This window comes from Streptomyces sp. NPDC031274, from assembly GCF_055570235.1.
Genome location: NZ_JBVIHP010000030.1, coordinates 15,390 through 39,216 on the forward strand (window position 1 = coordinate 15,390; position 23,827 = coordinate 39,216).

A 23,827-nucleotide genomic window follows, 5' to 3' on the forward strand; every position below is an offset into this window, starting at 1 on the left:
CGCGGCACTAGCACTGCGCTCAGGTGCTGGGCACGGTGGTGGTCATCCAGTGGGTGAAGGCGGCGTAGCGTTCGGCGGATTCGGCGGCCCCGTTGGCGTGCTCGACCGCGGCGGAGTGCTCGCGCACCTGCTCGAACCGGGAGCGGCGGGCGCTCTCGTAGCGGGCGAGGGCAGCGGCTGTGTCGGACTCGCTCGCCAGTTCGGCGCGCAGCACTCCGGCGTCCTCGATGCCCAGGGTGCCGCCCGCCGCGATGTGCGGGGACAGGCCATGCGCGGCGTCCCCGATCAGCGCGACCCGGTCGGTGGTCCAGCGTGGCAGCTCGGGGACGAGCATGATCTGATTCTCCAGGATGGACTCCTCCGGCGTCGCGGCGATCATCTCCAGAAGCTCGTCATGCCAACCGGACTCGGCCACGTTGCGGGCCCGCCGCAGGGCCCGGTCCCTCTTGTCGCCGACTAGTTCACCGGCGTCGAACTGGCCGACCCACCACATGGTCTGGCCCTGCGCGACCCGCGTGTAGCCGCCTCGGGTCCGCGCGGGGCCGATCGTGACGAACGTGCCCTCCGGTCGTTCGTCCCCGGAGGGCACCACGGCTCGCCAGGCGTAGTTGCCGGCATGCGCGACCGCCGCGCTGCCGGGAACCAGGGTGGCGCGCACGTCGGAGTACACACCGTCCGCTCCGATCAGCAGATCCGCCCGCAGTGGCGCACCGTCGGCGATGTGCACTTCTACGTGTGTGTCGTGTTCGGTGAAGCCGGTGACGTGTGTTCCCAGGCGGACCCTGTCCCTGCCGAAGGTGTCGACGAGGAGGTTGTTCAGGTCCGGCCTCGGCACCATCAGGAACTGGTGGGCGGCCGGATCGTAGCCGGCCGCGCGCATCGGGTGTCCGGCGGCGTCAAAGAACCAGGCGTCGACGGTCTTGCCCATGCGTCGGACGTCGTCACCGACGCCGAGGGTGTCCAACTCCCGCAGCGCGTTGGGCCACAGACCGATCCCGGCCCCGGCAGCCCGCACTTGCGGCGCGTGTTCCAGCACGATGACCTCATGCCCGATCTGCCGCAGCGAAGCCGCGGCGGTGAGCCCCACCAGACCCGCTCCCACGATCACAGTGCGCATCGTTCCTCCTCTTGCCGTCCGGTGTGGTGGTGGGACCAGCCGACGACGGGAGACGGCGAACCCGGCGCCGGACCGTCGGACTCGGCGAGCCTCGCCCTCTTCATGCGGGAACCGTAACACTAACGGTTAGTGTTTAATAACGGGTATGTTTTCCTATCGGTTAGGGCTGCGCTCGGTGCAGTTCGAGCGTGAGGAGCGACCCAAGGTTCTCCAGCCATGTCTGGGTCATGAGCACATGCGCTGTCCGCGCGTCCGGCGTTCCCCGGGCAGTGATTCGTGCGTGGTCGCGTACGTCCGTTCAGGACATGCGGTCGCGTTGACTGTGGTGCGGGATAAGGCCGAGGAAGGCGTGCAGCCAGCGCCCGCGTCGGCGCCTGCCCCACCTGCCACCGCGACGTACCCACCCCGATACGAACCTGACCAGGCCCTACTAGGGCCGGAGCGATGCGAGGGGTCGACCATTGTCCTGATGGTGTTGACCGCCCCGGCAGGCAGTGCTGGAGTCGGCACGTGGACAGCATCCCCGCCAACCGGCGGCTCTGGAACCAGATCAGCAGCGCCTACCAGCACGAGCACGATCCGCAAATCGGCGCCACACCCCGGCTGTGGGGCATGTACTCCATCCCCGACGCGCACCTGCACGCCCTGGGCGACGTCACCGGCAAGCGCGTCCTCGAACTCGGCTGCGGCGCCGGCCAGTGGTCCAGGGCGCTCGCCGCCGAGGGCGCCACCGTGGTCGGGCTCGACCTGTCCGAAGCCCAACTCGCCGCAGCGGCCCGCGCGATGGGAGCGGACCGCTACCCGCTAGTGCAAGGCGCCGCCGAACAACTCCCCTTCGCCGCCGACAGCTTCGACCTGGTGTTCTGCGACTTCGGTGGGCTTAGCTGGGCGCCCCCGCACCTGGCCGTCCCGCAGGCCGCACGCGTCTTGGACCGAGGCGGGCGCCTGGTGTTCAACGTCGCCAGCCCATGGTTCGAAGCTTGCTACGACGAAGCCGCCAGCCGCGTGACCACGACGCTGCGGCAGGACTACTTCGGGCTGAACACCATCGCCGAAGGCGACGGCGCGATCAGCTATCAACTCACCTACGGCGACTGGGTCAAGATCCTGCGCGGCGCGGGTCTCATCATCGACGACCTCATCGAGCCGCGGCCCGAACTCGGAACACCCAACGGCTACAACGAAACCGACCCACCCGACTGGGCACACCGCTGGCCGGCGGAACTGCTCTGGGTAACCCACAAACCGTAAGTTCCGCCGCGCCGAGACGTGAAGGCATCACCTCGCGGGACAGGCCCTGGATGCCGCGTTCGCCAAGCGGCGCGAGGCTAGGTTCCCCAAGGGCCGTCAAGAAGATCGTCGATACGAGACCGAGCCGCTGGTGTTCTACGACTTACCGGTCGGGCGCTGGATCCACCTGCGGACCACGAATCCGATCGAGTCGGCCTTCGCGGCCTTCGCGACCGTCCGACTGCGGACCAAGGCCACCCAATGAAATGGGTCGGCTCCCGCGCAGCCGCCCTGGCGATGGTGTTCAAGCTCGTCGAGTCCGCCCAGGCCCGCTGGCGAGCCGTGAACGTACCCCACCTCGTCGCCCTCGTCCGTGCCGGAGCCCGCTTCGCGCGCGGCCATCTCGTCGAACGTCCCGAGAGACGTGCAGCCTGAACGACCTGGATTCATGGATTCATCCACAGATGTTGTCTGCGACACCTCCGCCCGCGCCGCCCTGGACAGCAGGCCGATGCGTCGGGCCGATGAGTTTGCAGGTTGCCTCAAGTCTTCCTCGTGACATGACCGCCCCGCCGGCGGGTCAGGAAGCGGCGGGCCCGGTGTCATGGAGGAGAGAGGGAGGCCAAGATGCACAATCCGATTCGGCTGTACATGTCGATGTCGCTCGACGGCTACATCGCCGGGCCGGACGATCGGCCGGGTCAGGAGCTCGGACGCGACGGCGGACGGCTTTTCAACTGGCTCGACGATCGGGAGTCCGACGGCCCGAGCGGCCAGGTCTACCGTGAAGCGCTGGCGACCGGCGCGGTTATTTCCGGCCGACGGACCTTCGAACTCGCCGGGCGCTGGCAGGGTGACCACCACGACGGCGTGCCGATCCTCGTCCTCACCCACCAGGTGGATGACGGGGACGTGCCACCCGGCCACGCGCGTTTCGTCACCGACGTCGAAGAATGCGCCCGTCAGGCTCGCGCCGCCGCCGGGGACCGGCCGGTCATGGTCCATGGGGCGGGGGCGGCCCAAGCGCTTCTCCGGGCCGGGCAGATGGACGAGATGGAGATCCACCTGGTGCAGGTCCTCCTCGGGGACGGCCGACGGCTGTTCGACCACCTCGGTGGTGATCACATCGAACTCGACCTCGTCCGACGGCTCGAGGATCGAGACGTCACGCACCTCCGCTACCAGGTGCGCTGACCCGGGGAGGCCGCATGAGAACGCTCTTCGTCTCCTACCGCGTCACCGACCTGGACCGCTCGCTCTTTTTCTACACTGCCTTGGGCTACGTCGAGCCGGGCAGGTTCGAGGCGGGCATGGGTCAAGAGTGTGTGGCGATCCCGAAGACACGGCGGAGCTGTGCCATGTCGTGGCGATCGCGTTCCGATGGTTCGTATCCCTGGTGGAAGTGGAGCGGCTGCTGGGCGGACAAGCACGGGGCAGGCGCCCCCTGGACGGTGCCTGTCACGAAGCACGCGGAGGGGGAGACGAAAGGACGCTGCGGATCGGGCTACGCCTGCACTGCTGAACCGTCGTCGGAGAAGATCAGCGGATGAAGGTCCATCTCTTGCCCGTCCGGAGCCGTCAGAACGCATCGGGTGGACCTCCGGTCCAGGCTCTCCGCAGAGTGACCCAACTCAGCGCAGGGCGCCGCACTCCCGGTGTCGACGGGGCGGTCGTGGTCGATGAACGGCAACGAGGTCCTCTTCCGCCACTACGCCAAGTTCCTGGACGGCGTTCGGGACCAGGCCAACCGCCTCATCGAGCAGTTCATGGAGGAACGGGACCGCGTCAGCCAGGGCGGGGGCCTGCGGGGTGAGCCGCGGCTTGCGTCTGCTGCTGGGCCGAGTTGGTCCGCACCTGGTCCGGATCTCGGGGCGTGGTTTGGGGCGCTGAGGTGCGAGTCCTGTGGTGCGACGTGGCACAGGTAGGCGGAGCCGTCTTTTGGCGTCCACGTGGTCCGAAACGATATCGTTTGCCGTAGGCGGATTCTTGTGGTCCTGGAGCGTCTACGGGGTTGGTGTCACGCCGGTGACACCTGAGGCGCTTCTGGCGGCTTGGGTCGGCCGGGCGGCGGGCAAATGTGGGGGCGGCGGGGGAGGCCTGTCGCTCCGGGCGTGATCGGACCATCCCGGCGCCGCCGTGGCCAGGTCAGTCCATCGCGTCGGGCGTCGTGAACCTGGACTTTGAACGCGCCGATTGTTGCGCGCGCTGTTGCGGTCGTCCTGTCTCTCGGCCGCGTTGCGGTCAAGGCATGGAGATCTCCGAGCAGGTCGTCATCCCCGCCGATTCCGATCGCACCTGGCGCTTGGTCATCGACCCGCAGCATGTCCGGCAGTGCTACGCATTCGGGGGCGCTGAGATCGAGCGTGAGTGGACATTGTGCATGGAGGAGAGCGGTGCTATCGGTTCGTCGGGCGGACCACTCACGGAGCTGTCCCGGGGACGCAGAGACGTACGCGTACAGCGTGATGTCCACTGATGGCATCGAGTTCTTTCAGTACGGGCGTGACGGCGCGTGCCGCGAGAACTTTGGACCCGGCGTGGAGTAGTACACCCGGCCTGAACTCACCACACCTTGGTGGAACCGGCTTGATGCGGCGCCGCCGCGTGCGACGGCGAGGGCGCTGGGATGGCATCCGCGTTGGCCGCCCTGTTCGACAGCATCGGCATCACCCTGGATGACGCCACCTTCGTCAGGTCCCGGCCGGGCTTGACGCTCACCGAGGACGACACGCAACCGGTGCCACTGGGCGCCATCTGCGTGGGCGAGGGACCAGTTCATGAGGCCAGCGGATCCGTCCCGTTGGGGGGATCACCCCACCCCGTGGGTGTAGGTGGCTCCCTGGGGGATCGGGGTGCGGGCTGTAGTGAGTAGGGGCGGCTCTGACTCTAGCGTCTGACGGTGTGACACATACACACCTCAGAGCAGAGAAATCCCCCATCAGAACAGCCCGGCCGAACCGGTACGCGGTGGCTTTGGCCGCGGCATCGGCTGTGTTGGCGGTCGCCGTTCCCAGCGCGAACGCCTCGAACGCTTCTATCGCCTCGGCTGCGGCGCCCGGGCCCAGCGAGCCCGCCGGGTGCGACGTGGCGGCGCGTGGAGCGCTCACCGCGTCCCTGGACACCCTCGTCACCCGGCACGGGATCGCGGGTGCGGCCGCCGAGGTGGCCGACCCCGAGTGCGGCCGCTGGAAGGCCGCGCGGGGCGTCGCCGACCGGGACACAGGGCGCCCGATGAACGCCGACGACCGGCTGCGCATCGGCAGTGTCACCAAGACGTTCACCGTGACGGTGGTGGTGCAACTGGCCGCCGAGGGCCGGATCGAGCTGGACGCTCCGGTCGAGCGGTATCTGCCGGGGCTGATCCGGGGCAACGGCTACGACGGGCGGAAGATCACCGTACGGCAGCTGCTCCAGCACACCAGTGGCCTTCCCGACTACGTCGAGGCCATCGCCGACAGACCCGTGAACGAGTGGCGCTACCGCCACTTCGAGCCGCGTGAGCTGATCGCGACCGCGCTCACGATGGAGCGCCCTGCCAAGAAGTGGCACTACGCGACCACCAACACCCTCGTCGCCGGGCTCATCGTCGAGAAGGTGAGCGGGCGCGGCATCGAGGCGGAGGTCTCGCGGCGGATCCTGGGGCCGCTGGGCCTGCGCGACACGTACTGGCCGGGCGATGCCACTCGCGTCCGGGGCGCGCACTCGCGCAGCTACTTCCCCGACCCGGGCGGCTCGGGCCGGCAGGTCGACGGTACCGAGTGGAACGTGACCTTCGGCGGTGCGGGCGGTGCCCTGGTCTCCACGCCTGCCGATGTGAACCGGTTCTACCAGGGGCTGTTCGGCGGGAAGCTGGTGCCCGCGCGCTGGCTCGCCGAGATGAAGCGCACCGTGCCCGCCGACCCCGACCGGCTGTGGCCCGGCGCCCGCTACGGTCTCGGCCTGGTCTCGTCGCCACTGAAGTGCGGCGGCACGTGGTGGGGACACGGCGGGACTGTGCCCGGCGGACACCGTGCGCTCGGTGCGAGCGGCCCCGGCGGCCGCAGCATCGCCATCGCCCTCAACCAGGTCCCCGACACCGACAAGGCCGAGGCCGACTTCCGCGCCGTCGTGGACGGCGCCTTCTGCCCCACCAACCGCACCCACTCGTTCCAGGAGAAGACCGCGTGACCATGTTCACCACCACCACCGCACGCCGCGCTTCGGCCGCGGGCCTCGCCCTCACCGCCGCCCTCACCGCGACTCCCGCCCTGGCCACGGCCACGAGCACGGCCTCGAGTACCAGCACGGCCACGACCACGGCCAAGAGCAGCACCGGGACCGGCCTCGACCGCTACTACAACCAGCTCCCGGGCTGGGGCAGTTGTGCCGAGGGCCCCGACGACGCGATGGGCCGCGACCTGGACAAGGCCGGCGTGCAGTGCGCCGACGTACTCGTACCGCTGGACTACGCCGACCCCCGGGGCCGTACGATCACCGTCGCGATATCCCGGCTCAAGGCCACCGACACCCGCCACCGCATCGGCTCGATCCTGCTCAACAACGGCGGCCCTGGCGGCCCCGCCGTCCAGTCCCCGCCGGACGTGCGCAAAATGATGAAGAAGACCGGGCCGCGCTACGACATCATCGGCTTCGACCCGCGCTTCGTGGGCCGCAGCACCCCACTGGACTGCGGCTGGCCCGTCGACACCGACATCCGCTCGGCCGGTCTCAGCCGGGCGAGTTTCGAGCGCCAGGTCGCCTTCAAGAAGGGCCTGGCCGACAAGTGCCGCGCCACCAGCGGCTCCGTCCTTCCGCACGTCAGCACCCGCAACACGGCCCGCGACATGGACGTCATCAGGGGCGCGCTCGGCGAACGCAAGATCTCCTACCTGGGCTACTCGTACGGCAGTTACCTCGGCACCGTCTACACCCAGATGTTCCCCGGCAAGTACGACCGCTTCGTCCTCGACGGGGCGATCGCCCCGGCCGACTACGGCCCCCGGCTCCTGAAGGGCTCCGAGCGCGAGAACGAGCGGGCCCTCTCCGACTGGGCAGCCTGGGCCGCGAAGCGCCACGCCACCTACGGCCTCGGCAGCACCCGCGCCGCGGTGCTCGCCACCCTCGACCGCATCGTCGCGGCGTCCGCGCGCGGCCCGCTGACCGTCGGCACGGGCGCCAGCACCTTCCAACTCGACGACACCCAGGTGCCGTTCCTCTTCATCGCGGGGAACTCGGACGACACCCCCGAAGCGCGGGCCTCGTTCGCCGAGCAGGTCTCCGTACTTGCCAAGGCGGCGAAGGGACAGCCCACCGAACTGTCGCCCGAGTTCGCCGCCGCACTGAAGTCCGCCCTGACCGGCGGATCGCCGAACTCCGGCGTGCAGGCCACGATCATCTGCGGCGACAAGCCGGCGCCTCGCGATCCCGAAACGTACTGGAAGGACATCCAGCGCAGCCGTGCCGAGCACCCGATCATGGGTCCGGTGGCCAACAACATCAGCACCTGCGCCTTCCTGGATGCGCCCCGTGAGCAGCCCACCCAGGTGCGCCGCGACGCCAAGACGCTGATCGTCGCCGCCACCGGCGACACCCGCACCACCTACCGCAGCAGCCTCGACCTGCACAAGCAGCTGCCGAGCTCCAAACTGCTCACCCTCAAGGGCGCCAACCGGCACGCCCTCTACGGGCTCTACGGCAACGACTGCGTGGACAACAAGGTCAACACCTACCTGGCCACCGGCAAGCTGCCGAAGAAGGACGAGACCTGCGTCAAGCAGGCCGACTAGCCAACCGGCAGGCCAGAAGAAGGGCGCGGCTGGGAGTCCTCCTCCGGCCGCGCCCCCTCGCCCGCGTCCTACCGGAACGCCGCCACGGCGAGACCGAAAGAGACAACACCCACCATCGGCGTAGCCAACGAGTACAGCATCCCCCCCCCGCAAGGGCAGCTACGCGCTCATCAGCCAGGACAGCGCGGAAGCATTCAGCGGGAAAATCCGCATGTGGACCGGCTGTGACCCGTACGAGCCGTTCGGATCCTGGGAAGTCCACGATGAGGTGTACCGGATGCCCGAACCAGGACCGTACGGAGACTGCGTCGCCGGCCAAGAAGACGGCCGGTGCTTCTCATACAACGCCCACGCCCACCCATCGCTAGCGACCGGAGACCGCTGGACGTTGTCCTACAACGTGAACAACTTCGACAACCGCGTCACCTCCGATGGCGCCCACTACCGCGACCCCACCATCTACAGACCTCGGTTCACGTCCTTCAAGCTGGTATCTAGCAGCGTCAAGAGAGCAGACGCTAGTGTCCTGCGCCGGAGATCCGTCGGCAGAAGCGGGCGGGGGAGTCGAGGATCTCTTCGGCTGTCTTGGTCCAGATGAATGGAGCGTTCGAAGTCCTGCGGGGCGCCGCGTGAGGCGCCCCGCTCGGGAGCGGAGAAGCTGATGGGACTGCCGACGTTGTCGGCCGGGCCTCGACAGCCCCGGGGCTCGCAGGTCAGGGACGGGTCATCCGTTCGGGAACGCCTCGGCTATCAGCTTGGCCCGCAGGACCGACCACTGAGCCAGCATGTCGTTCACGAGGTAGAGGTCACGGCGGCGGGTCCAGAGCTGGCCCGATTCCGGATCGTACGTGTGCGGCATGCTGAATCCCCGAGGGGCGTACGCCTTCAAGCCATGGTCCAAGGTGGTCTGGACGCACCGCTTGTGGTGGTCACGGAAGCCGATGACGCAAGCGGTGCCGGCGCCACCGGGCACCCTCTTCCGGGCCTCCGCCACCTGCGCCGCGACCCCGTCCGTACTCAGGTAGGTGATCGTGCCGTCCGGCGCGACCACCGGCTCGATCGACGTCACGTCCGGCATCCCGTACTTGGAAACCAGGAAGTGCGCGATCTCCCACTGGGCGTAGACTGGAACATCGCGTCGGGCCCGGACCCTCGCCACCGTGTCCGCCAGTTCCTCGTTCACCGGGCCCGGCTCGTAGCGGACCTTGGCCGGGTCGCCGCCGCCGGCCGGGGGCCGGTTGCCGAAGCCGAACGCCAGGATGAAGTCGCAGTCAGCCGCTGGCGCCGTCTCTGGATGCCAGTCGAATCCCACGTCATGGAGAAGGGGAGTCAGGGCTTTGGCCGCATCCCTGTCCGCGAGTTCCGCGGTCAGGACGGCACGCATGTGCTGAGGCAGGCCAGTCGCGTTACGGTCGGCCGCGTGCGCGGGGGACGCGCCCAGCAGTGCGGGAGCGGACACGCCGGCGGTCAGGGCGGCGGCGAAGTCACGTCGCTTCATACGGTGTTGGTCCCTTCTTGAGGTCAGTCGACAAGGAGCCCACACACCGGCGGGCACGACCCGGGCTTGATCGGCCGAGTTGGGGCCTCCGGCGGTGGACGGCAACGGAAGGCGGCTCAGTCCAGCGAGCGCTCCGCGCCGTGGATCTCACCGAAGATGATCTCCATGTCGCGATGCTCTTGCTCTCAGGAGACCGGGCGATGAACAGGACCTGGCATGCTGCCGCCGATCAGTTGTCACACCGACGGTGGCCACCGTCGGCATCAGGGGATGGCGGGCGCCTCCTCCGAAGCGTTCCTGGGGCAGGAGCCCTGTCAGTGGCCGTCTGGAAGGCCGGTGGCCGGTGACTCCGGTACGCCAAGGCGCTGAGCGTCCCTTTCCGGGCGCATGAAGGGGGTAGCCAGGAGGCCGGTGACCAGCAACAGCACCGCTGTGACGAGCCAGCCGTTCTGATAGTCGATCGCGGCTGTCGCCGCGCTGTCCACGCTCCAGCCGAGGACCAGGGGCCCAGCAGTAGCCAGGTGGTGGTCCAAGTCTGTCGGCCAACAGGCGACAGGGACACCGGGCTCGGGTGCCCTACCGCTCCGCCGCATTCCCTGCCTCCACGGTCACACCCCTTGTGGTGTGCTGCAGCCGCAGCTGTCGTCGTTGACGACGCCCACGCTGATGGCTCCAGCAGCCCGTCGCCGTCCCTCGTCACTGCGCGTCAGTTCGGTGGCGACGTCCGTGCCCGCCGCCACGGCGGCGGATTCCGCGGCGGCCCAGGTGAAGACGCCGCGCGCCATCGTCGAGGTCTCGCGCTCTGCCCGGCGGGCAAAGACCTCGGCCCGGACCCGGGCGACTTCGCGGTCGGCCGGCGCAGCCAGCGCGGCGGTCTCGGCCAGGTGCGCCGCCAGGCGCAGTTCCCCGTGGCCGAGCAACTGCTCCGCCCGGTCCGCCAGCGCCCGCGCACCACCCGCAGCCTCGGCGAGTTCGGTGGCCAGCGCGGTTTCGGGGGCGGGCTTGAGGTTCGCCGGGTTCTGGTCGTACCAGCCGCCCCACAGCCGCCACAGGTTCCGTACGACGAACTCCGGCTCGTCGTACGCCGGGTGAAGATACGGCTTCTCCAGGAGACCAGGGGGAACCTTCACACCGTGCAGCACCTCGTCGAGGCGCGCGCCCGCGTTCATCAGGTCGCGCGTCTGGTCGCACAGGGACTCCAGGAGCTCCGCCGTGTCGCCGAGGGCCTGACGGATCCGGCCGTTGCCCAGGATCGGCACGCCGTGCCCGGGGAGCAGCACCTCCGCTCCGAGGTCCTGCATGTCGCGCAGCGCCTGCGCCCACTCCACCGGGTAGCGCTGCACTTTCTGCGGGTTGCCGGCGTTGGGCGAGTTCCAGATGAACAGATCGCCCGTGCACAGGGTCCGTAGCTCCGGGATCCACACATAGGTGTGGTCGTCAGTCTCCCCGCGGGCGTGCACCAGCTCGAAGGTCAGCTCACCCCGGCGCACGGTCAACCGGTCGTGGTAGGTCGTGTCCGGGTAGCGGTACTCCGTCGGCCACTCCAGGGAGGGCACGCCGAACTGCCGCCGGTTGATCCAGGTGTTGTAGCCGGCGGTCTCCCGGTAGCGGTCGAAGCGCGCGGCCACCGCCTTGTGCGCGATGACCTCGGGGCGCCCTGTTCCGGCGCCGGCGGCCTCCCTGTCGAAGGGCCCCACGCCGAAGACGTGGTCCACATGGCCATGGGTGTACACAATCGCGCTCACCGGAGCCGACGAGTAGCCGCGCACCGACTCGTGCAGTTGGGACGCGGTACGGAAGTCGCCCGAGTCGACCAGCACCAAGCCGTCCCCGGTGTCGAACACCGCCACATTCGCGAAAGCCGGGAAGAACCCGGTCCGATCACCGACGTGTACAAGACCGCCGTCGGCGAACTGCCCGGCGAAATGGGCCAACAGCGACTCCTCGCCGGACCAGACCCGGTCCGCGTACCCCATGTAACCGCTGGAATTGTCTTCCGCCATAACGTCCGGCTCCTCGTGCGTCACGCTGGGGACCACCCCGCTGCCCGCTGCGGTGGCCCGCTGATGTCCGTACAGTCTGGGTCGGAACCCGACCGGGAGACACCCTCCACCCTCACAGTCGAAGCCGACGCACTCTGTGATGTGTCACAACCTCAAGGAGGGGGCCGCCCGGTGTCGAACAAAACCTGCCGCCCGAACGCCACAGCGCGCATCCGGCACTGTCACCGGCCGCTCAGGCTGGCCGTGAAATACACGACCAGCAGCAAGGGCCTCCCGGGACCGGCCTTGCCGGGACCGGCGGGGTCGCCGATGAGCTACTCGAAGAGGTCGGGCTCTTCCCTGACGATCTCGTCCCACAGGGGACGCAGCTGGAACCACCCGGAAAGCGGGGTGCCGGTCTGTTCCCGGACCACGACCGCACTGTCGTGGTCGATGTGCTTGGGGGTGCCGGCGGCCATCGCGAGAAGTTGCGCCTGGCAGGAACGCTCCATGGTGATGAACCACCAGGCGGCTTCCGGCACGGTCTGCCCCACGGTGAGGTTTCCGTGGTTCTGCAGGATGACGGCCTTGTGCGGGCCCAGCGCCCGCCCGATGCGCCGGCCCTCCTCGGTGTCGTCGACGACACCCTGGTAGTCCGCGTAGAGGCCGTGGTCCTCGTAGAAGGCGCAGGCGTCCTGGGTCAGCGGGTCGAGGGGGACGCCCAGGCTGGAGAATGCTTTGCCGTACGTCGAGTGGGCGTGGGCGGCGGCGACGACGTCGGGGCGGGCGCGGTGCACCTCGGAGTGGATGCAGAACGCCGCTCGGTTCACCGGGCGGGAACCCTCCACGACATGGCCCGCGCCGTCGACCAGAAGCAGGTCTGAGGCTCGGATGTGCCGGAAGCTCATGCCGAACGGGTTGACCCAGAAGCGGTCCGGGTCGCCGGGGTCGCGTGCGGTGATGTGCCCGGCGACTCCCTCGCCGAAGCCGAGTTTGCCGAACAGCCGGAACGATGCGGCGAGTTCCTGCTTGCGCAGCTGCCGCTCGTCCTCGACCGACAGCCCAGCCGGACGCAGGTTCAGAGCCGCGATCTGTTCTTCGGTGCCGAGGGCCGCCTGCTTTTCGGCTGCGAGTGTCGTCATGGAGCCCTCCATAAAATACGTGTCTGTTCATTTATGACTGGCCGGTACTCTGGCACGCGCCGCAGGCACCGTCAATGGATCGGGGAGGATGGCCATGGCGAAGGGTGCGCAGACTCGCGCGCGGAGCGTGTCGAGACTGCAGGCAGCGGCACTCGAGGTGTTCGCGGAGCGCGGCTTCCACGGCGCGTCGATCGAGGAGATCTGCACGCGAGCCGGGTTGTCGCGAGGGGCGTTCTACTCGAACTTCGAGGACAAGGAGGCCCTGTTCTTCGCCCTGTTCGACGAACATGCCGACCGTGAGGTGGCTCGACTGGACGCGGCGATCTCGGATGCCTCAACGGTCGAGGAGGCCCTCGACGGCCTGACAGGCGCCTGGAGCAGCGACGAGGAACGCCTGTGGTTCCTCGCATCCACGGAGTTCACCCTTCATGCGATCCGGCACCCGCTGGCCGCTGAACGGCTTGCCGAGCGCGATCGTCGACTGCGGGCTCGGCTCACCGAACTCCTCACGGCGTTCTCCGCCCGCATCGGCCGTCACGGAAACCAGGACCTCGACCCGCTCGCCCGACTGCTCATCGCCCTCCATGAAGGCGCGCTGATGCAGACCCTCGTCGAACCCGACCGGTTGCCACCCGGTGCACTGCAGCGCCGGTTCCTGCCGGCGATCCTGAGGGCCGAAGGCTACTGAACGGCCAGGGCTACGCATCCACGGCGGCGAGTTCCGTGGCGATGGCCTGGAGCAGGTCGCGGGGGACGAGGCCGACCGCGAACGCGGCGACCTGGAGCAGGGACAACTCCGCGGCCATGCGCGCGAACGGGCCGTCCAGGAGTGCCGCCAAGTGCGCACGCAGGATGCGCTCGCCCTCGGCGTGCGCGAGCAGGTCGCGCAGCGGGACGTGGACGCTGAGCGGGCCGGTGGGGAAGTCATCCGGGTGGGGCGGGGGTGCGGTGGACGCCTCCACCTGGGGGCGCTGCGCCCGGGCGAGCAGATGCTCCTCGGTGAGCGGGCCCGACTCCGGCAGGCCAAGCCGGACGTACTGCTCCTGCGGGGCGTCCGAGGTCCTCAGCAGGTCGGTGAGCAGCGTCGCCATGTGCAGCTCCAACGCGTCGTCGATGAGCGGTTGTTGCTGTTCGGGGTCGGTTTCCAGGTCGTAGAGCAGGGTCCCGAAGGCGTACGGGTTGGACATGGCGTGGCCCGGCACCTTCACCAGCGGCACTTCCTTGGTGAAGGAGAACGGCGGTACCAGTTCGGCGCCCTTGAGCTCGGCGGGGGCGAAGCGGCCGCGCATGTGGGTGGGCATGAGGGTGTGCTCGTGCAGGGGCTGGTTGGCCCGCTCCGCGCTCGCGCGCATGTAGACGTGGCGGCCGTCGGTGACGCTGACGTGGCCGCCGAAGGCGCCGAACAGGCCCGCCTCGCGTACAGGGGTGTCGTCGGCGACGGTCTGGAGCAGGGGGCGGCCCTGCATGTCGGGGGTGGGGGCGAGGCCGAAGTACTCCAGGAGCGTGGGCGCCAGGTCGATGGTCTGCACGAGGGATGCGCGGCGTTCGCCCTGGACGCGGCTGCGCGGGTCCCAGACGAAGAGGGGGGTGTGGATGGTCTCGTCGTACCAGGGCTGGACGTTCTTGCCCCACCAGCCGTGCTCTCCGAGCAGCAGGCCGTGGTCGGTGCAGACGATCAGCAACGTGTCGTCCCACAGCGTGAGTTCGTCCATGGCGTCCAGGACCCGGCCGAGGGAGGCGTCGCACATGGAGAGCAGGGCCGCGTACTCGCGGCGGGCGTGGTCGATCTGTTCGTCGCTCTCGCTGACCTGTTTGTAGTCGGGCCAGTCGAAGTGCGGGCCGTCGTAGGCGTGCGCGTAGTGCTGTTTGTGGCGGGCGTAGCTGAAGAAGGGCTCGTGCGGGTCGAACGTCTCGATCTGCAGGAACCAGCCGTCCTCGGCGTGGTTGGTGTGCAGGAACTCCAGGCTCGCGTCGAAGGTGCGGGTCTGTGGGTGGTCGGCTTCGTCGTCGAGGTACTGGCGGTTGATCCAGTCCTGCCGCCAGGCCTCGCCGCGGCGCACGCGCAGTGCTTCTGGGATGTCGGGGTCGGCGACGTGGCCCTTCCAGGCGTCGCCCTCCTGGCCGCGGAAGAACTCGAAGGTGCGGTAGCGGCCGTGGTAGGTCGCGCCGCCGTCTTCCCAGTAATGCTGATGGTCCGTCACCAGATGCGTGTGGACGCCGTGTTCGCCGAGAATCTGGGGCATCGAGTCGTCGAAGGGTTCGAGCGGGCCCCAGCCGCGGTGCAGGAAGTTGTGGCGGCCGCTGTGCAGTTCGCGGCGGGCCGGCATGCACGGCATGGAGCCCGCGTAGCAGGTGTCGAAGGTGGCCGTGCGTTCGGCGAGGCGCGTGAAGTTCGGGGCATGTGTCCCCTTCGCCCCGTAGGGCGGCAGGAAGCGCCGGTTGAGCGTGTCGAACATGACCATGATCGCCTTCATGGGCCCCTTTCTTGTTGTGAATCACCGTGGATATGTTCGGACGAACATAGGTGGGGTGGTCGATGAAGACAACCCCGACGACCGGGAGGATCAGAGCCGAGATGAGCGATTCCCGCGGCCCCGCGCGCTGCTGCATGCCGACCGGCGGAGGACCGGCGGCCGTCTCCGTGGCCGTACCCCTGACCGCGGCACCGGGCCGGGTACGCGATGAGCAGGCGATGGTGTCGCTACCGGGCGGCGAGTTCCTGATGGGCGCCGACGACGCCGAGGGCTTCGCCGGGGACGGCGAGGGGCCGGTGCGGGCCGTGCGGCTCGACCCGTTCCGCATCGACGCGTGCGCGGTGACCAACGACCGGTATGCGGCCTTCGTCGCGGCCACCGGGTATCGCACCGACGCCGAGCGCATCGGCTGGTCGTACGTGTTCGCAGGCTTCCTGCCCGCGGCCCTGCGGCGCGGTGCTCCCCGACCGGAGCGCACCCCCTGGTGGTGCGGAGTACGGGGCGCCGCCTGGAACCGGCCGGAGGGGCCGGGCAGCACGCCGGAGGGGCGCGGTGACCACCCGGTCGTGCACGTGTCCTGGAACGACGCCGCCGCGTACGCCGCGTGGGCGGGCAAGCGGCTGCCGACCGAGGCCGAGTGGGAGTACGCCGCCCGCGGAGGTCTTGAGCAGCGGCGCTACCCCTGGGGCGACGAGCTCGACCCCGACGGCAGCCACCGCTGCAACATCTGGCGCGGCACCTTCCCCACGAAGAACACCGCCGCCGACGGGTACCGCGGCACGGCCCCCGTCGACGCCTTCGAGCCCAATGGCTTCGGCCTGTACAACACCTCCGGCAACGTCTGGGAGTGGTGCGCCGACTGGTGGACCACGGACCACGGGCCCGCCCGGCCGGTGGTCAATCCGCAAGGCCCCCGCGACGGTTCGGACAAGGCGATCCGCGGCGGCTCGCACATGTGCCACGTCTCGTACTGCAACCGCTACCGCGTCGCGGCCCGGACCGCCAACAGCCCGGACAGCTCCAGCGGGCACGCGGGTTTCCGCTGCGTTGCGCCCGCGTGAAGACTCTTGACACCGTCCGGGCGGCGGGTGAATCTGAGCCTAGCTAGGTTACTGCGAACATATGAGGTCCGGATGCAGCTCGACTACGTGATCCTCGGTGCGCTGGCTCTTCGCCGACTGTCCGGCTACGACCTGCGTCGCTGGATGGAAGGCCCCGGCCGGTACATCGGCTACGGCGTCAAGCTGCCGCAGATCTACCGCCGGCTCGGCACCCTGGTGGAGCGCGGCTGGGTGGCCTTCGACGTCGACCCGCGCGAAGGGCGGCCCGACGCCAAGGTCTACCGGCTCACCGAGGAGGGCGAGGAGGCGCTGCTCGCCTGGGCGCGTTCGCCGTACGAGCCGTCGCTGCGCCCCATGGACCCGGAGTTCAAGTTGCGCTTCATCTTCGCCGGGCAGCTCGACCCCGAGATCGCCCTGGACGTCGTCCGCACCGAGCTGGCATACCGGCTCAAGCACGACGCGCTCAGTGCCACGCTGTACCTCCCCGACCCGTACGAGCCGCAGATCGACGGTGTCGACGGGGACTGGGCCCGCGAAGTGCACACCATGGCCCACGAACACGGCTACGCCTTCGCGGCCTCCTACATCGCCTGGCTCCAGCTGACCGAGGCCCGCCTGGAGGCGCGGCTCGGCCGCTGACCCCCGCCCCTTCCCCGACCTTCCCCTACCGCTTCCGCAGCACGTGGCGAGCCGCACCGCCACGTGGCGGTCGCCCCTTGCCCGATCCCCTCCCGGGAGCCGCACATGCGCATCATCTACGTCGACGTGGACACCCTCCGCGCCGACCACACCACCCCGTACGGATATCACCGGCCCACCACCCCCAACCTGCAGAGGCTCGCCGACAAGTCCGTCACCTTCGACCGCTACTACTGCTCCGACTCGCCGTGCCTGCCGTCCCGCACCGCGCTGACCAGCGGCCAGTTCGGCATCACGAACGGGGTGATCGGACACTTCGGCCCGGCCGCCCAGTTTCGGCTCGACGCCGGACACGGCCCCGAGCCCGACCGGCCGCTCCTCGGTCAGCACCTCGGCTTCGGCGGCTACTACACCGCCGCCGTGTCGGTCTTCGCCGAACGCCACCGCGCGTACTTCTTCCACGCCAACTTCCGCGAGTCGATCCGCGCCACCGACCGGATGGGCGACGAGGAGGCGCACGACGTCAACCGCGCCGCGATCGACTGGCTGCGCCGGCACGCCGACGACGACAACTGGTATCTGCACCTGACCTATTGGGACCCGCACACCAACTACACGCAGCCCGCCGAGTGGACAAAGGAGATGGCCGCCTCCGGGCCCGTGCAGTCCTGGCCGGACGAGGAGACGATCGCCGCGCACGCCGAGGTGTACGGCCCGCGCAGCGCCCTCGACCTGCACTACTCGATCCACGGCGCCGGCACATCGCCCGTCCCGCACAACATGCCCGACGCGATCCGCTCCCGCGCCGACTTCGAGCACCTGATCAACGGATTCGACGGCGCCATCGCCTACTGGGACCACCACTTCGGCCACCTCATGGACACCCTGGAAGAGCTCGGTATCGCCGACGAGACCGCGGTGATCGTCAGCGCCGACCACGGGGAGTCCTTCGGCGAGCTGGGCTCGTACGCCGAACACGGGCACGCCAGCGAGCCCGTCCAGCGTGTCCCGCTGATCGTGCACTGGCCGGGGCTCACCGACCGACTGTCCGACGAGGCCCGCCGCAACGACGCCCTGCTCTACAACATCGACCTCGCACCCACCCTGTGCGAGCTGCTCGGCCTGGACGTCCCGGCCGGCTGGCAGGGGGAGTCGTTCGCGCCCGCGATCCGCGGCGAGCGCATCGACTCGCGCGAGTACGTCGTCCTCGGTCATGGCGCCCACACCTACCAGCGTGCCGTCCGTACCCGCGACCACCTCTACATCCGCACCTACCACCCCGGCAGCTTCCGCACCGAATGGGAGCAGCTCTTCGACACCGCCAAGGACCCTTACCTGACACGGGACTTGATGGCCGAGGAGCCCGACATCGCCGCCCGGATGCGGTCACGTCTCGCCGAGTGGTGGCACGAGTACGCGGGCCGCCCCGGCGCCCTGCCCGACCCCATGCAGGCCACCCTGCAGACCGGGCCCACGTACTACAACGACCCCGCCCGCTACGCCGCGCACCTGCGCGACACCGGCCGCGCCCATCTCGCCGACGACCTGGAGCAGCGCCTCGCCACGCTGAACATCCCCGTGTCCTGGCACGCCCCCGACCGCCCGCGCACCGCCGAGCTCATGGCCCGTTGGGTCCATCTGCTGCAGACCCGTGACCAGCGCACTTCCGCCCAGCAGGGCAGCTGAGCCTCCTCATCCGCGCACGTATCCGCACCGGCAAAGGAGCCGCGGTGCCGACCGATGCCGTACCACCCGTACCAGCGAAATCCATCCCGCCGCTCACGAAGGCGCCACCACCCGCAGCCCCCCGTCGATGGCGTCAACTCGCCCTCCTGGGCGGGCTGTTGAGCGTCGACAACAGCGAGTCCAGCGTCCTGTCCGTCCTCTTCCCCGCGTTGCGTGCCGCCCTCGGTCTTCCGCTCGCCGCGCTCGGCCAGCTGGTCGCCGCGAGCAAGCTGATCACTGTCGTCGCCGGGCCCCTGTGGGTCGCTCTGGCCCGCCGCTGGCCGCGCAAGAACGTTCTCGCCGTCTGCTGCGGCTTCTGGGGCGTGTGGACCGCGGCCATGGGCCTGGCCCAGAGCTTCGTTCAGCTCATCGTCCTGGCCACCATCGCCGCCGCCGGGATCGCGGGCGGCGGCCCACTCGTCAACGGCCTGGTGGCCGACCTCTTCGACGACGCCAACCGCGGCCGGGCGTCCGGCGTGCTGTACGGCATCGCCGCACTGGGCATCGGCATCGCGGGCCCGGCCCTCGGCCTGCTCGCGGACGTGGAGAACGGCTGGCGGTACGGATTCTTCGCCTCCGGCGCCGTCCAGGTGGTCTTCGGTGTGCTGATCCTCGCCTTCCTGCACGACCCCGGCGTCGGCGCCACGGAAGGCGGCAGGCTCGGACCGACCGCCGCGCCCCGGCTGACCCGGGCGCAGCTCCGCGGCCTGCTGCGCAACCGCACCCTGTTCCTGATCTGCGTACAGCGCCTGACCACCGGGCAGTTCATCCTGATCAGCTTCGGGGTCACCTTCCTGGTGGACGAGCGCGGCTTCAGCAACGCCACCGCCTCCCTGGTGACACCGGCCGTCACCCTCATGTACCTGCTGGGCACGTTCCTCGGCGGTTTCGTCGCCGACCGGGTCCACCGGCGGCACCCGCGCACCGGCCGGATCGCGGCGATGCAGACGGGGATCTTCACCTATGCCGTGCTCGCCTACGTCGCCACCCAGATCGACTGGGGCCCGCTGTGGGTGTACATGGTGCTGTTCAGCCTGCTCGGCGCCGCGCAGAGCGTCAATCCCGGCATCAACCGGCCGGTGGTGATGGCCGTGGTGGTACCCGAACTGCGCAGTGCGGCCTTCGCGTTGATGCTCTCCGCCGAGGCCGCCGGATGGGCCCTCAGCTCCCTCCTCGTCGGCTACCTCGGCGACGCGTTCGGCCTGCAGACGGCCTTCCTGTGGCTGACCGTCGTCCTCATGCTGGCCAACGGCGCCCTGATCACACTGCTCTACCGGCCCTACGCGCGCGACGCAGCGGCGCTCCAGGCGGAACTGGCCCGCCGCGCCGCTGCCGGCGGACGAACGGACCGCGTATGACCGCCATCGCCGAGCCCGCCCCGCCGGCTCCCTCTCGGGGCCGGACCCGTGGCACGCCGTCAGTGCTGCAGTGTCAGCAGACCCGGACGGTAGGGCAGGAGGCCGTAGTCGCCGCCGGAGTTGGGGCTGCGTCCTTGGTAGAGCAACTTCAGATTGCAGGGATCGACGGTCATGGTCTGATCGGCGCTGGTGCGGAGCAGTTCGCCGTGGCTGATGTCGTTGGTCCAGGTGGCGCCGCTGTTGGCCTTGCCGGCGAAGGGGTTGCTCTCGGTCGCGGCCTGGGGTGTCCACGAGCCGTTCAGGCTGGTGGCGGTGAACGAGCGGAAGTAGCGGCCCTGCGAGCCGATCGCCTCGACCATCATGAGGTAGCGGTTCTGGCCCTGGAGCTTGTAGACCTGCGGGGCTTCGAACAGGTTGTTCGTCGTATCGCTCATGACCACTGTCGAGTTCGCGCCGAAGCTGCTCGGGAAGTTCCCGATCGGCATGCTGGCCCGGTAGATCTTGCCGTTGTCACCGGCGAAGAACAGGTACATGTTCGTCCCGTCACCGATGAGCGTCTGGTCGATGGGTCCTGTTCCGGAGCCGGTGATGCTTCCGGAGAAGAGCACCTGCGGTGATGACCAGCCGTTCGGGTTGGTGGGGTCGCTCGACGTCCGGTAGGAGAAGGCGGTCCCGCCCCACTGGTAGGTGAGCACCCAGATGTTCTTCGGCGCGAAGTAGAAGAGCGTGGGCGCGACGGTGGCGGAAGACATCGTGTTCTGGCTGGCCGATGACATGTCCGACCAGTTGGTGAACAGGCCGAAGTTCATCGAACCCCAACTCGTCCCCGTGTCGTGCGTCGTCGCGTAGACGAGCTGTTTGCCGTTGTACGGGACGACGGTGAAGTCCTTGAGCGAGGCCCAACCCGGCTTGGGCTGCGCCAGCGCGCCCGTGGACGACCATCGGTACGTCGACGGAAGATCGCAGGTGCCGGGGGTGTCCCCGCCGACCTTGACGAGCTTCCACTGCTGGTTGGTGCCGCCCCAGTCGTCGTACTGGACGATGTTCGCGCCGTCGGCGGTGGAGGCGCCTTGCACTTCGAGGGCCTTGTTGCTGTGGCGCGAGATGAGTCTGACGTAGCCGTCCGAGCTGTCGGCCAGCCGCCACTGCTGATTTGTGGCGTTCAGGTCGGTCCACTGGACGAGCGCGCCGCCGTTCGCGGTGGACCAGTTGTGGACGTCGAGCACCTTGCCCGAGTGGCGGGACTTGATGCGGTAGTAGCCGTCCCCGGAATCGACGAACTGCCACTGCTGCTGGGGCTGATCGTTCCTGGCCCACTGAGTGATGCGGGCGCCGTCGTCGGTCGCCGAGTTGTAGACATCCAGGGCCTTGCCGCTGTTGCGGTTGACCAGCACGTACGAGGTGTCGGGGGCTACGGTCGCCGCGCCGGCGGGATGGGCACCGAGGAAGGTGGCCACGAGCAGCAAGGGGGTGAAGACGGCGAGTAAGCGTCTCAGGCGGACCGGGGACGGATGGCGGAACCACATCAGAGGGACTCCTTGAGGGGCGGGGGCGAGGTGGCCCCGATGAACCGCGGAGCGGCCACGGGTAGGGAGGGCAAGGGCGAGCCCGAAAATGTTTCGGAAAGTTCCCGGATTCATTGACGCCACAAGCTAGGAATGCGAGGCCCTCCGGTCAAGGCCTGGCGCCGATCTGTCTACAAACGGCCCCTCCCGCCTTGGGCTCGTCAGGCTGTCGCGCCGACCGGAAATACCGCACACAATGCCCCGTCCCGGGCCCTACGGCGTCCATCGGCAGTGGCGTCAGGAGTTCGCCGCCGACTCGTTGGGCTTCCGGAAAGTGTCGGGAGAGAAACGGAAACTTCTTCTGCGGGGAGTATTGACGAGCCATCGTCAATACCTCAATCATCTCCGTCTGAGGCATCAGTCATAGTCCGGCATTTCGAACCACGTTGGCCTTGGACGTCCTGTGTTGCACAGCAGATCCACGTCCCCGCACAGCTGCACGGCAGATCCGCGCACCACAGCACCTGCGCCGCCCCGTTTCGTTCCGGTGAGGTTCGCACCCACGCATCCCGGCTCTTCGCGCAGTTGGAGAGGTACGCGACGCCGCGTGGCGGTCCCCCGGCTGAGCCGCGATGGAGTCCTTCCGTGCCGGTCGACCCCTGCGCGTCAGTCCTTCCGTGATTTCTACCTTGGAGGCACAGTCATGGGCTCGTACGCCCTTTCCAGACCCGATATCCGCCGGAAGACCCGCTGTCTGCTGTTGGCGCTGCTCGTCGGCGTCTTGGTTGCGGTCGGCGCGCTGGCCGCCCCACCGAGAGCACACGCTGCCGAGAGCACGCTCGGTGCCGCGGCGGCGCAGAGCGGCCGTTACTTCGGCACCGCCATCGCTTCGGGCAGGCTGGGCGACTCGGCGTACACGTCGATCGCGGGCCGTGAGTTCAACATGGTGACGCCCGAGAACGAGATGAAGATCGACGCCACCGAACCGCAGCGGGGGCAGTTCAACTTCACCGGCGGTGACCGCGTCTACAACTGGGCGGTCCAGAACGGCAAGCAGGTCCGCGGTCACACCCTGGCCTGGCACTCCCAGCAGCCCGGCTGGATGCAGAGCCTCAGCGGCAGCGCCCTGCGCCAGGCGATGATCGACCACATCAATGGCGTGATGGGCCACTACAAGGGCAAGATCGCCCAGTGGGACGTCGTGAACGAGGCCTTCGCCGACGGCAGTTCGGGCGCCCGGCGCGACTCCAACCTGCAGCGCACCGGCAACGACTGGATCGAGGTCGCCTTCCGCGCCGCGCGCGCCGCCGACCCGGCCGCCAAACTCTGCTACAACGACTACAACGTCGAGAACTGGACCTGGGCCAAGACCCAGGCCATGTACGCCATGGTCAAGGACTTCAAGCAGCGCGGCGTGCCGATCGACTGCGTCGGCTTCCAGTCGCACTTCAACAGCGGCAGCCCCTACAACAGCAACTTCCGCACCACCCTGCAGAACTTCGCCGCCCTCGGCGTCGACGTGGCCATCACCGAACTCGACATCCAGGGCGCCTCGTCCACGACCTACGCCAACGTGACCAACGACTGCCTGGCCGTCTCGCGCTGCCTCGGCATCACCGTCTGGGGTGTGCGCGACACCGACTCCTGGCGCCCGCAGGACACGCCGCTGCTGTTCAACGGCGACGGCAGCAAGAAGCCCGCCTACAGCGCGGTCCTCAACGCACTCAACGGCGGCTCCACCACGCCCCCTTCGGGCTCCGGACAGATCAAGGGCGTCGGGTCGGGCCGCTGCCTGGACGTGCCCAGCAGCAGCACCACCGACGGCACCCAGCTCCAACTCTGGGACTGCAACAACGGCACCAACCAGCAGTGGACGTACACCGACGCCGGTGAGCTCAAGGTCTCCGGCAACAAGTGCCTGGACGCCGGTGGCACCGGCAACGGCACCAAAGTCCAGATCTACAGCTGCTGGGGCGCCGACAACCAGAAATGGCGCCTCAACGCCGACGGATCCATCGTCGGCGTCCAGTCCGGCCTCTGCCTCGACGCCGTCTCGGCCGGAACCGCCAACGGCACCCTGATCCAGCTCTACACCTGCTCGAACGGCAGCAATCAGCGCTGGACCCGCACCTGATGAAGACCTACGGTGCGGCTCCCGCCCCTCCACGAAGACATCGCTGATGGTCCCGGGTCGCCGCCATGGTGGTGGCGGCCCTCGGGACAGGCCTGCGGGGCGCTCGGCGTCGCGTTGACGTCGCCGAGGGCGATCGCCCGTTCGTGCCGGGCCACCTCGGCGGCGGGTACGGGAACCTGCGCCGACTTCGTGGTGCA

General features: G+C 69.0%; 19 protein-coding genes and 1 pseudogene. 12 read left to right on the forward strand and 8 right to left on the reverse strand.

Annotated features, from left to right (window positions below; genetic code table 11):
• Nucleotides 1–19: 19 nt before the first annotated feature.
• Nucleotides 20–1,117: an FAD-dependent monooxygenase gene (locus ACZ5CR_RS35980; RefSeq protein ID WP_468865515.1), complete on the reverse strand. Its 1,098-nt coding sequence runs from the start codon at nt 1,115–1,117 to the stop codon at nt 20–22.
• Nucleotides 1,118–1,627: 510 nt separating this feature from the next.
• Between ACZ5CR_RS35980 and ACZ5CR_RS35985 the strand changes: the two genes are divergently transcribed.
• From ACZ5CR_RS35985 to ACZ5CR_RS36000, 4 genes and pseudogenes are all read left to right on the forward strand, one after another.
• Nucleotides 1,628–2,368 (forward strand): class I SAM-dependent methyltransferase, encoded by a 741-nt coding sequence (locus tag ACZ5CR_RS35985; RefSeq protein ID WP_468865517.1) that lies wholly within the window; start codon nt 1,628–1,630, stop codon nt 2,366–2,368.
• A gap of 86 nt (nt 2,369–2,454) precedes the next feature.
• Nucleotides 2,455–2,782: pseudogene (locus tag ACZ5CR_RS35990) on the forward strand (IS256 family transposase); the annotation flags it as partial.
• Between the two features lie 192 nt (nt 2,783–2,974).
• Nucleotides 2,975–3,541, forward strand: coding sequence for a dihydrofolate reductase family protein (locus ACZ5CR_RS35995; protein ID WP_468865519.1), 567 nt, complete (start codon nt 2,975–2,977; stop codon nt 3,539–3,541).
• Nucleotides 3,542–3,555: 14 nt separating this feature from the next.
• Nucleotides 3,556–3,897: a hypothetical protein gene (locus ACZ5CR_RS36000; RefSeq protein WP_468865521.1), complete on the forward strand. Its 342-nt coding sequence runs from the start codon at nt 3,556–3,558 to the stop codon at nt 3,895–3,897.
• Here ACZ5CR_RS36000 and ACZ5CR_RS36005 read toward each other — a convergent pair.
• Nucleotides 3,852–4,037, reverse strand: a complete 186-nt coding sequence (locus ACZ5CR_RS36005) for a nucleotidyltransferase domain-containing protein (RefSeq protein ID WP_468865524.1) — start codon at nt 4,035–4,037, stop codon at nt 3,852–3,854. The two genes, ACZ5CR_RS36000 and ACZ5CR_RS36005, sit on opposite strands and share 46 nt — an antisense overlap.
• Nucleotides 4,038–5,431: 1,394 nt before the next feature.
• Between ACZ5CR_RS36005 and ACZ5CR_RS36010 the strand changes: the two genes are divergently transcribed.
• The gene (locus tag ACZ5CR_RS36010; protein ID WP_468865526.1) at nt 5,432–6,514 is read left to right on the forward strand and encodes a serine hydrolase domain-containing protein; all 1,083 of its coding nucleotides are present in this window, start codon (nt 5,432–5,434) and stop codon (nt 6,512–6,514) included.
• 2 nt (nt 6,515–6,516) lie between these two features.
• The gene (locus ACZ5CR_RS36015; protein ID WP_468865694.1) at nt 6,517–8,112 is read left to right on the forward strand and encodes an alpha/beta fold hydrolase; all 1,596 of its coding nucleotides are present in this window, start codon (nt 6,517–6,519) and stop codon (nt 8,110–8,112) included.
• A gap of 724 nt (nt 8,113–8,836) precedes the next feature.
• Here ACZ5CR_RS36015 and ACZ5CR_RS36020 read toward each other — a convergent pair.
• The 4 genes from ACZ5CR_RS36020 to ACZ5CR_RS36035 all read right to left on the reverse strand — a co-directional run bounded on the left by ACZ5CR_RS36020 (nt 8,837) and on the right by ACZ5CR_RS36035 (nt 12,734).
• Complete coding sequence (locus tag ACZ5CR_RS36020) at nt 8,837–9,610, reverse strand: hypothetical protein (protein WP_468865529.1); 774 nt, start codon at nt 9,608–9,610, stop codon at nt 8,837–8,839.
• A 314-nt stretch (nt 9,611–9,924) separates the two neighbouring features.
• Nucleotides 9,925–10,143: a hypothetical protein gene (locus ACZ5CR_RS36025; RefSeq protein WP_468865531.1), complete on the reverse strand. Its 219-nt coding sequence runs from the start codon at nt 10,141–10,143 to the stop codon at nt 9,925–9,927.
• Between the two features lie 75 nt (nt 10,144–10,218).
• Nucleotides 10,219–11,613 carry an alkyl sulfatase dimerization domain-containing protein gene (locus tag ACZ5CR_RS36030; protein ID WP_468865533.1) on the reverse strand — a complete coding sequence of 465 codons (1,395 nt, stop codon included), beginning with the start codon at nt 11,611–11,613 and terminating at the stop codon, nt 10,219–10,221.
• 314 nt (nt 11,614–11,927) lie between these two features.
• Nucleotides 11,928–12,734, reverse strand: a complete 807-nt coding sequence (locus tag ACZ5CR_RS36035; RefSeq protein ID WP_468865535.1) for a class II aldolase/adducin family protein — start codon at nt 12,732–12,734, stop codon at nt 11,928–11,930.
• Nucleotides 12,735–12,828: 94 nt separating this feature from the next.
• Between ACZ5CR_RS36035 and ACZ5CR_RS36040 the strand changes: the two genes are divergently transcribed.
• A complete protein-coding gene (locus tag ACZ5CR_RS36040) occupies nt 12,829–13,422 on the forward strand; it encodes a TetR/AcrR family transcriptional regulator (RefSeq protein WP_468865536.1) in 594 nt (197 codons plus the stop codon).
• A gap of 10 nt (nt 13,423–13,432) precedes the next feature.
• Here ACZ5CR_RS36040 and ACZ5CR_RS36045 read toward each other — a convergent pair whose 3' ends face one another.
• Complete coding sequence (locus ACZ5CR_RS36045; RefSeq protein WP_468865539.1) at nt 13,433–15,208, reverse strand: sulfatase; 1,776 nt, start codon at nt 15,206–15,208, stop codon at nt 13,433–13,435.
• 101 nt (nt 15,209–15,309) lie between these two features.
• On the opposite strand from ACZ5CR_RS36045, the gene ACZ5CR_RS36050 reads away from it, so the two are divergent.
• The 4 genes from ACZ5CR_RS36050 (at nt 15,310) to ACZ5CR_RS36065 (ending at nt 19,991) form a co-directional block, all read left to right on the forward strand.
• Nucleotides 15,310–16,269: a formylglycine-generating enzyme family protein gene (locus ACZ5CR_RS36050; RefSeq protein ID WP_468865543.1), complete on the forward strand. Its 960-nt coding sequence runs from the start codon at nt 15,310–15,312 to the stop codon at nt 16,267–16,269.
• A 72-nt stretch (nt 16,270–16,341) separates the two neighbouring features.
• Entirely contained in the window at nt 16,342–16,908 is a 567-nt protein-coding gene (locus tag ACZ5CR_RS36055) for a PadR family transcriptional regulator (RefSeq protein ID WP_468865545.1), read from the forward strand.
• A 105-nt stretch (nt 16,909–17,013) separates the two neighbouring features.
• The gene (locus tag ACZ5CR_RS36060) at nt 17,014–18,594 is read left to right on the forward strand and encodes a sulfatase family protein (RefSeq protein WP_468865547.1); all 1,581 of its coding nucleotides are present in this window, start codon (nt 17,014–17,016) and stop codon (nt 18,592–18,594) included.
• A 44-nt stretch (nt 18,595–18,638) separates the two neighbouring features.
• Entirely contained in the window at nt 18,639–19,991 is a 1,353-nt protein-coding gene (locus ACZ5CR_RS36065) for an MFS transporter (RefSeq protein WP_468865549.1), read from the forward strand.
• Nucleotides 19,992–20,050: 59 nt separating this feature from the next.
• Here the strand turns inward: ACZ5CR_RS36065 and ACZ5CR_RS36070 are convergent, their stop codons facing one another.
• On the reverse strand, nt 20,051–21,517 hold the full coding sequence (locus tag ACZ5CR_RS36070) for a non-reducing end alpha-L-arabinofuranosidase family hydrolase (protein ID WP_468865552.1): 1,467 nt from the start codon (nt 21,515–21,517) through the stop codon (nt 20,051–20,053).
• 682 nt (nt 21,518–22,199) lie between these two features.
• On the opposite strand from ACZ5CR_RS36070, the gene ACZ5CR_RS36075 reads away from it, so the two are divergent.
• A complete protein-coding gene (locus ACZ5CR_RS36075; RefSeq protein WP_468865554.1) occupies nt 22,200–23,630 on the forward strand; it encodes an endo-1,4-beta-xylanase in 1,431 nt (476 codons plus the stop codon).
• The last annotated feature ends 197 nt before the right edge of the window (nt 23,631–23,827 follow it).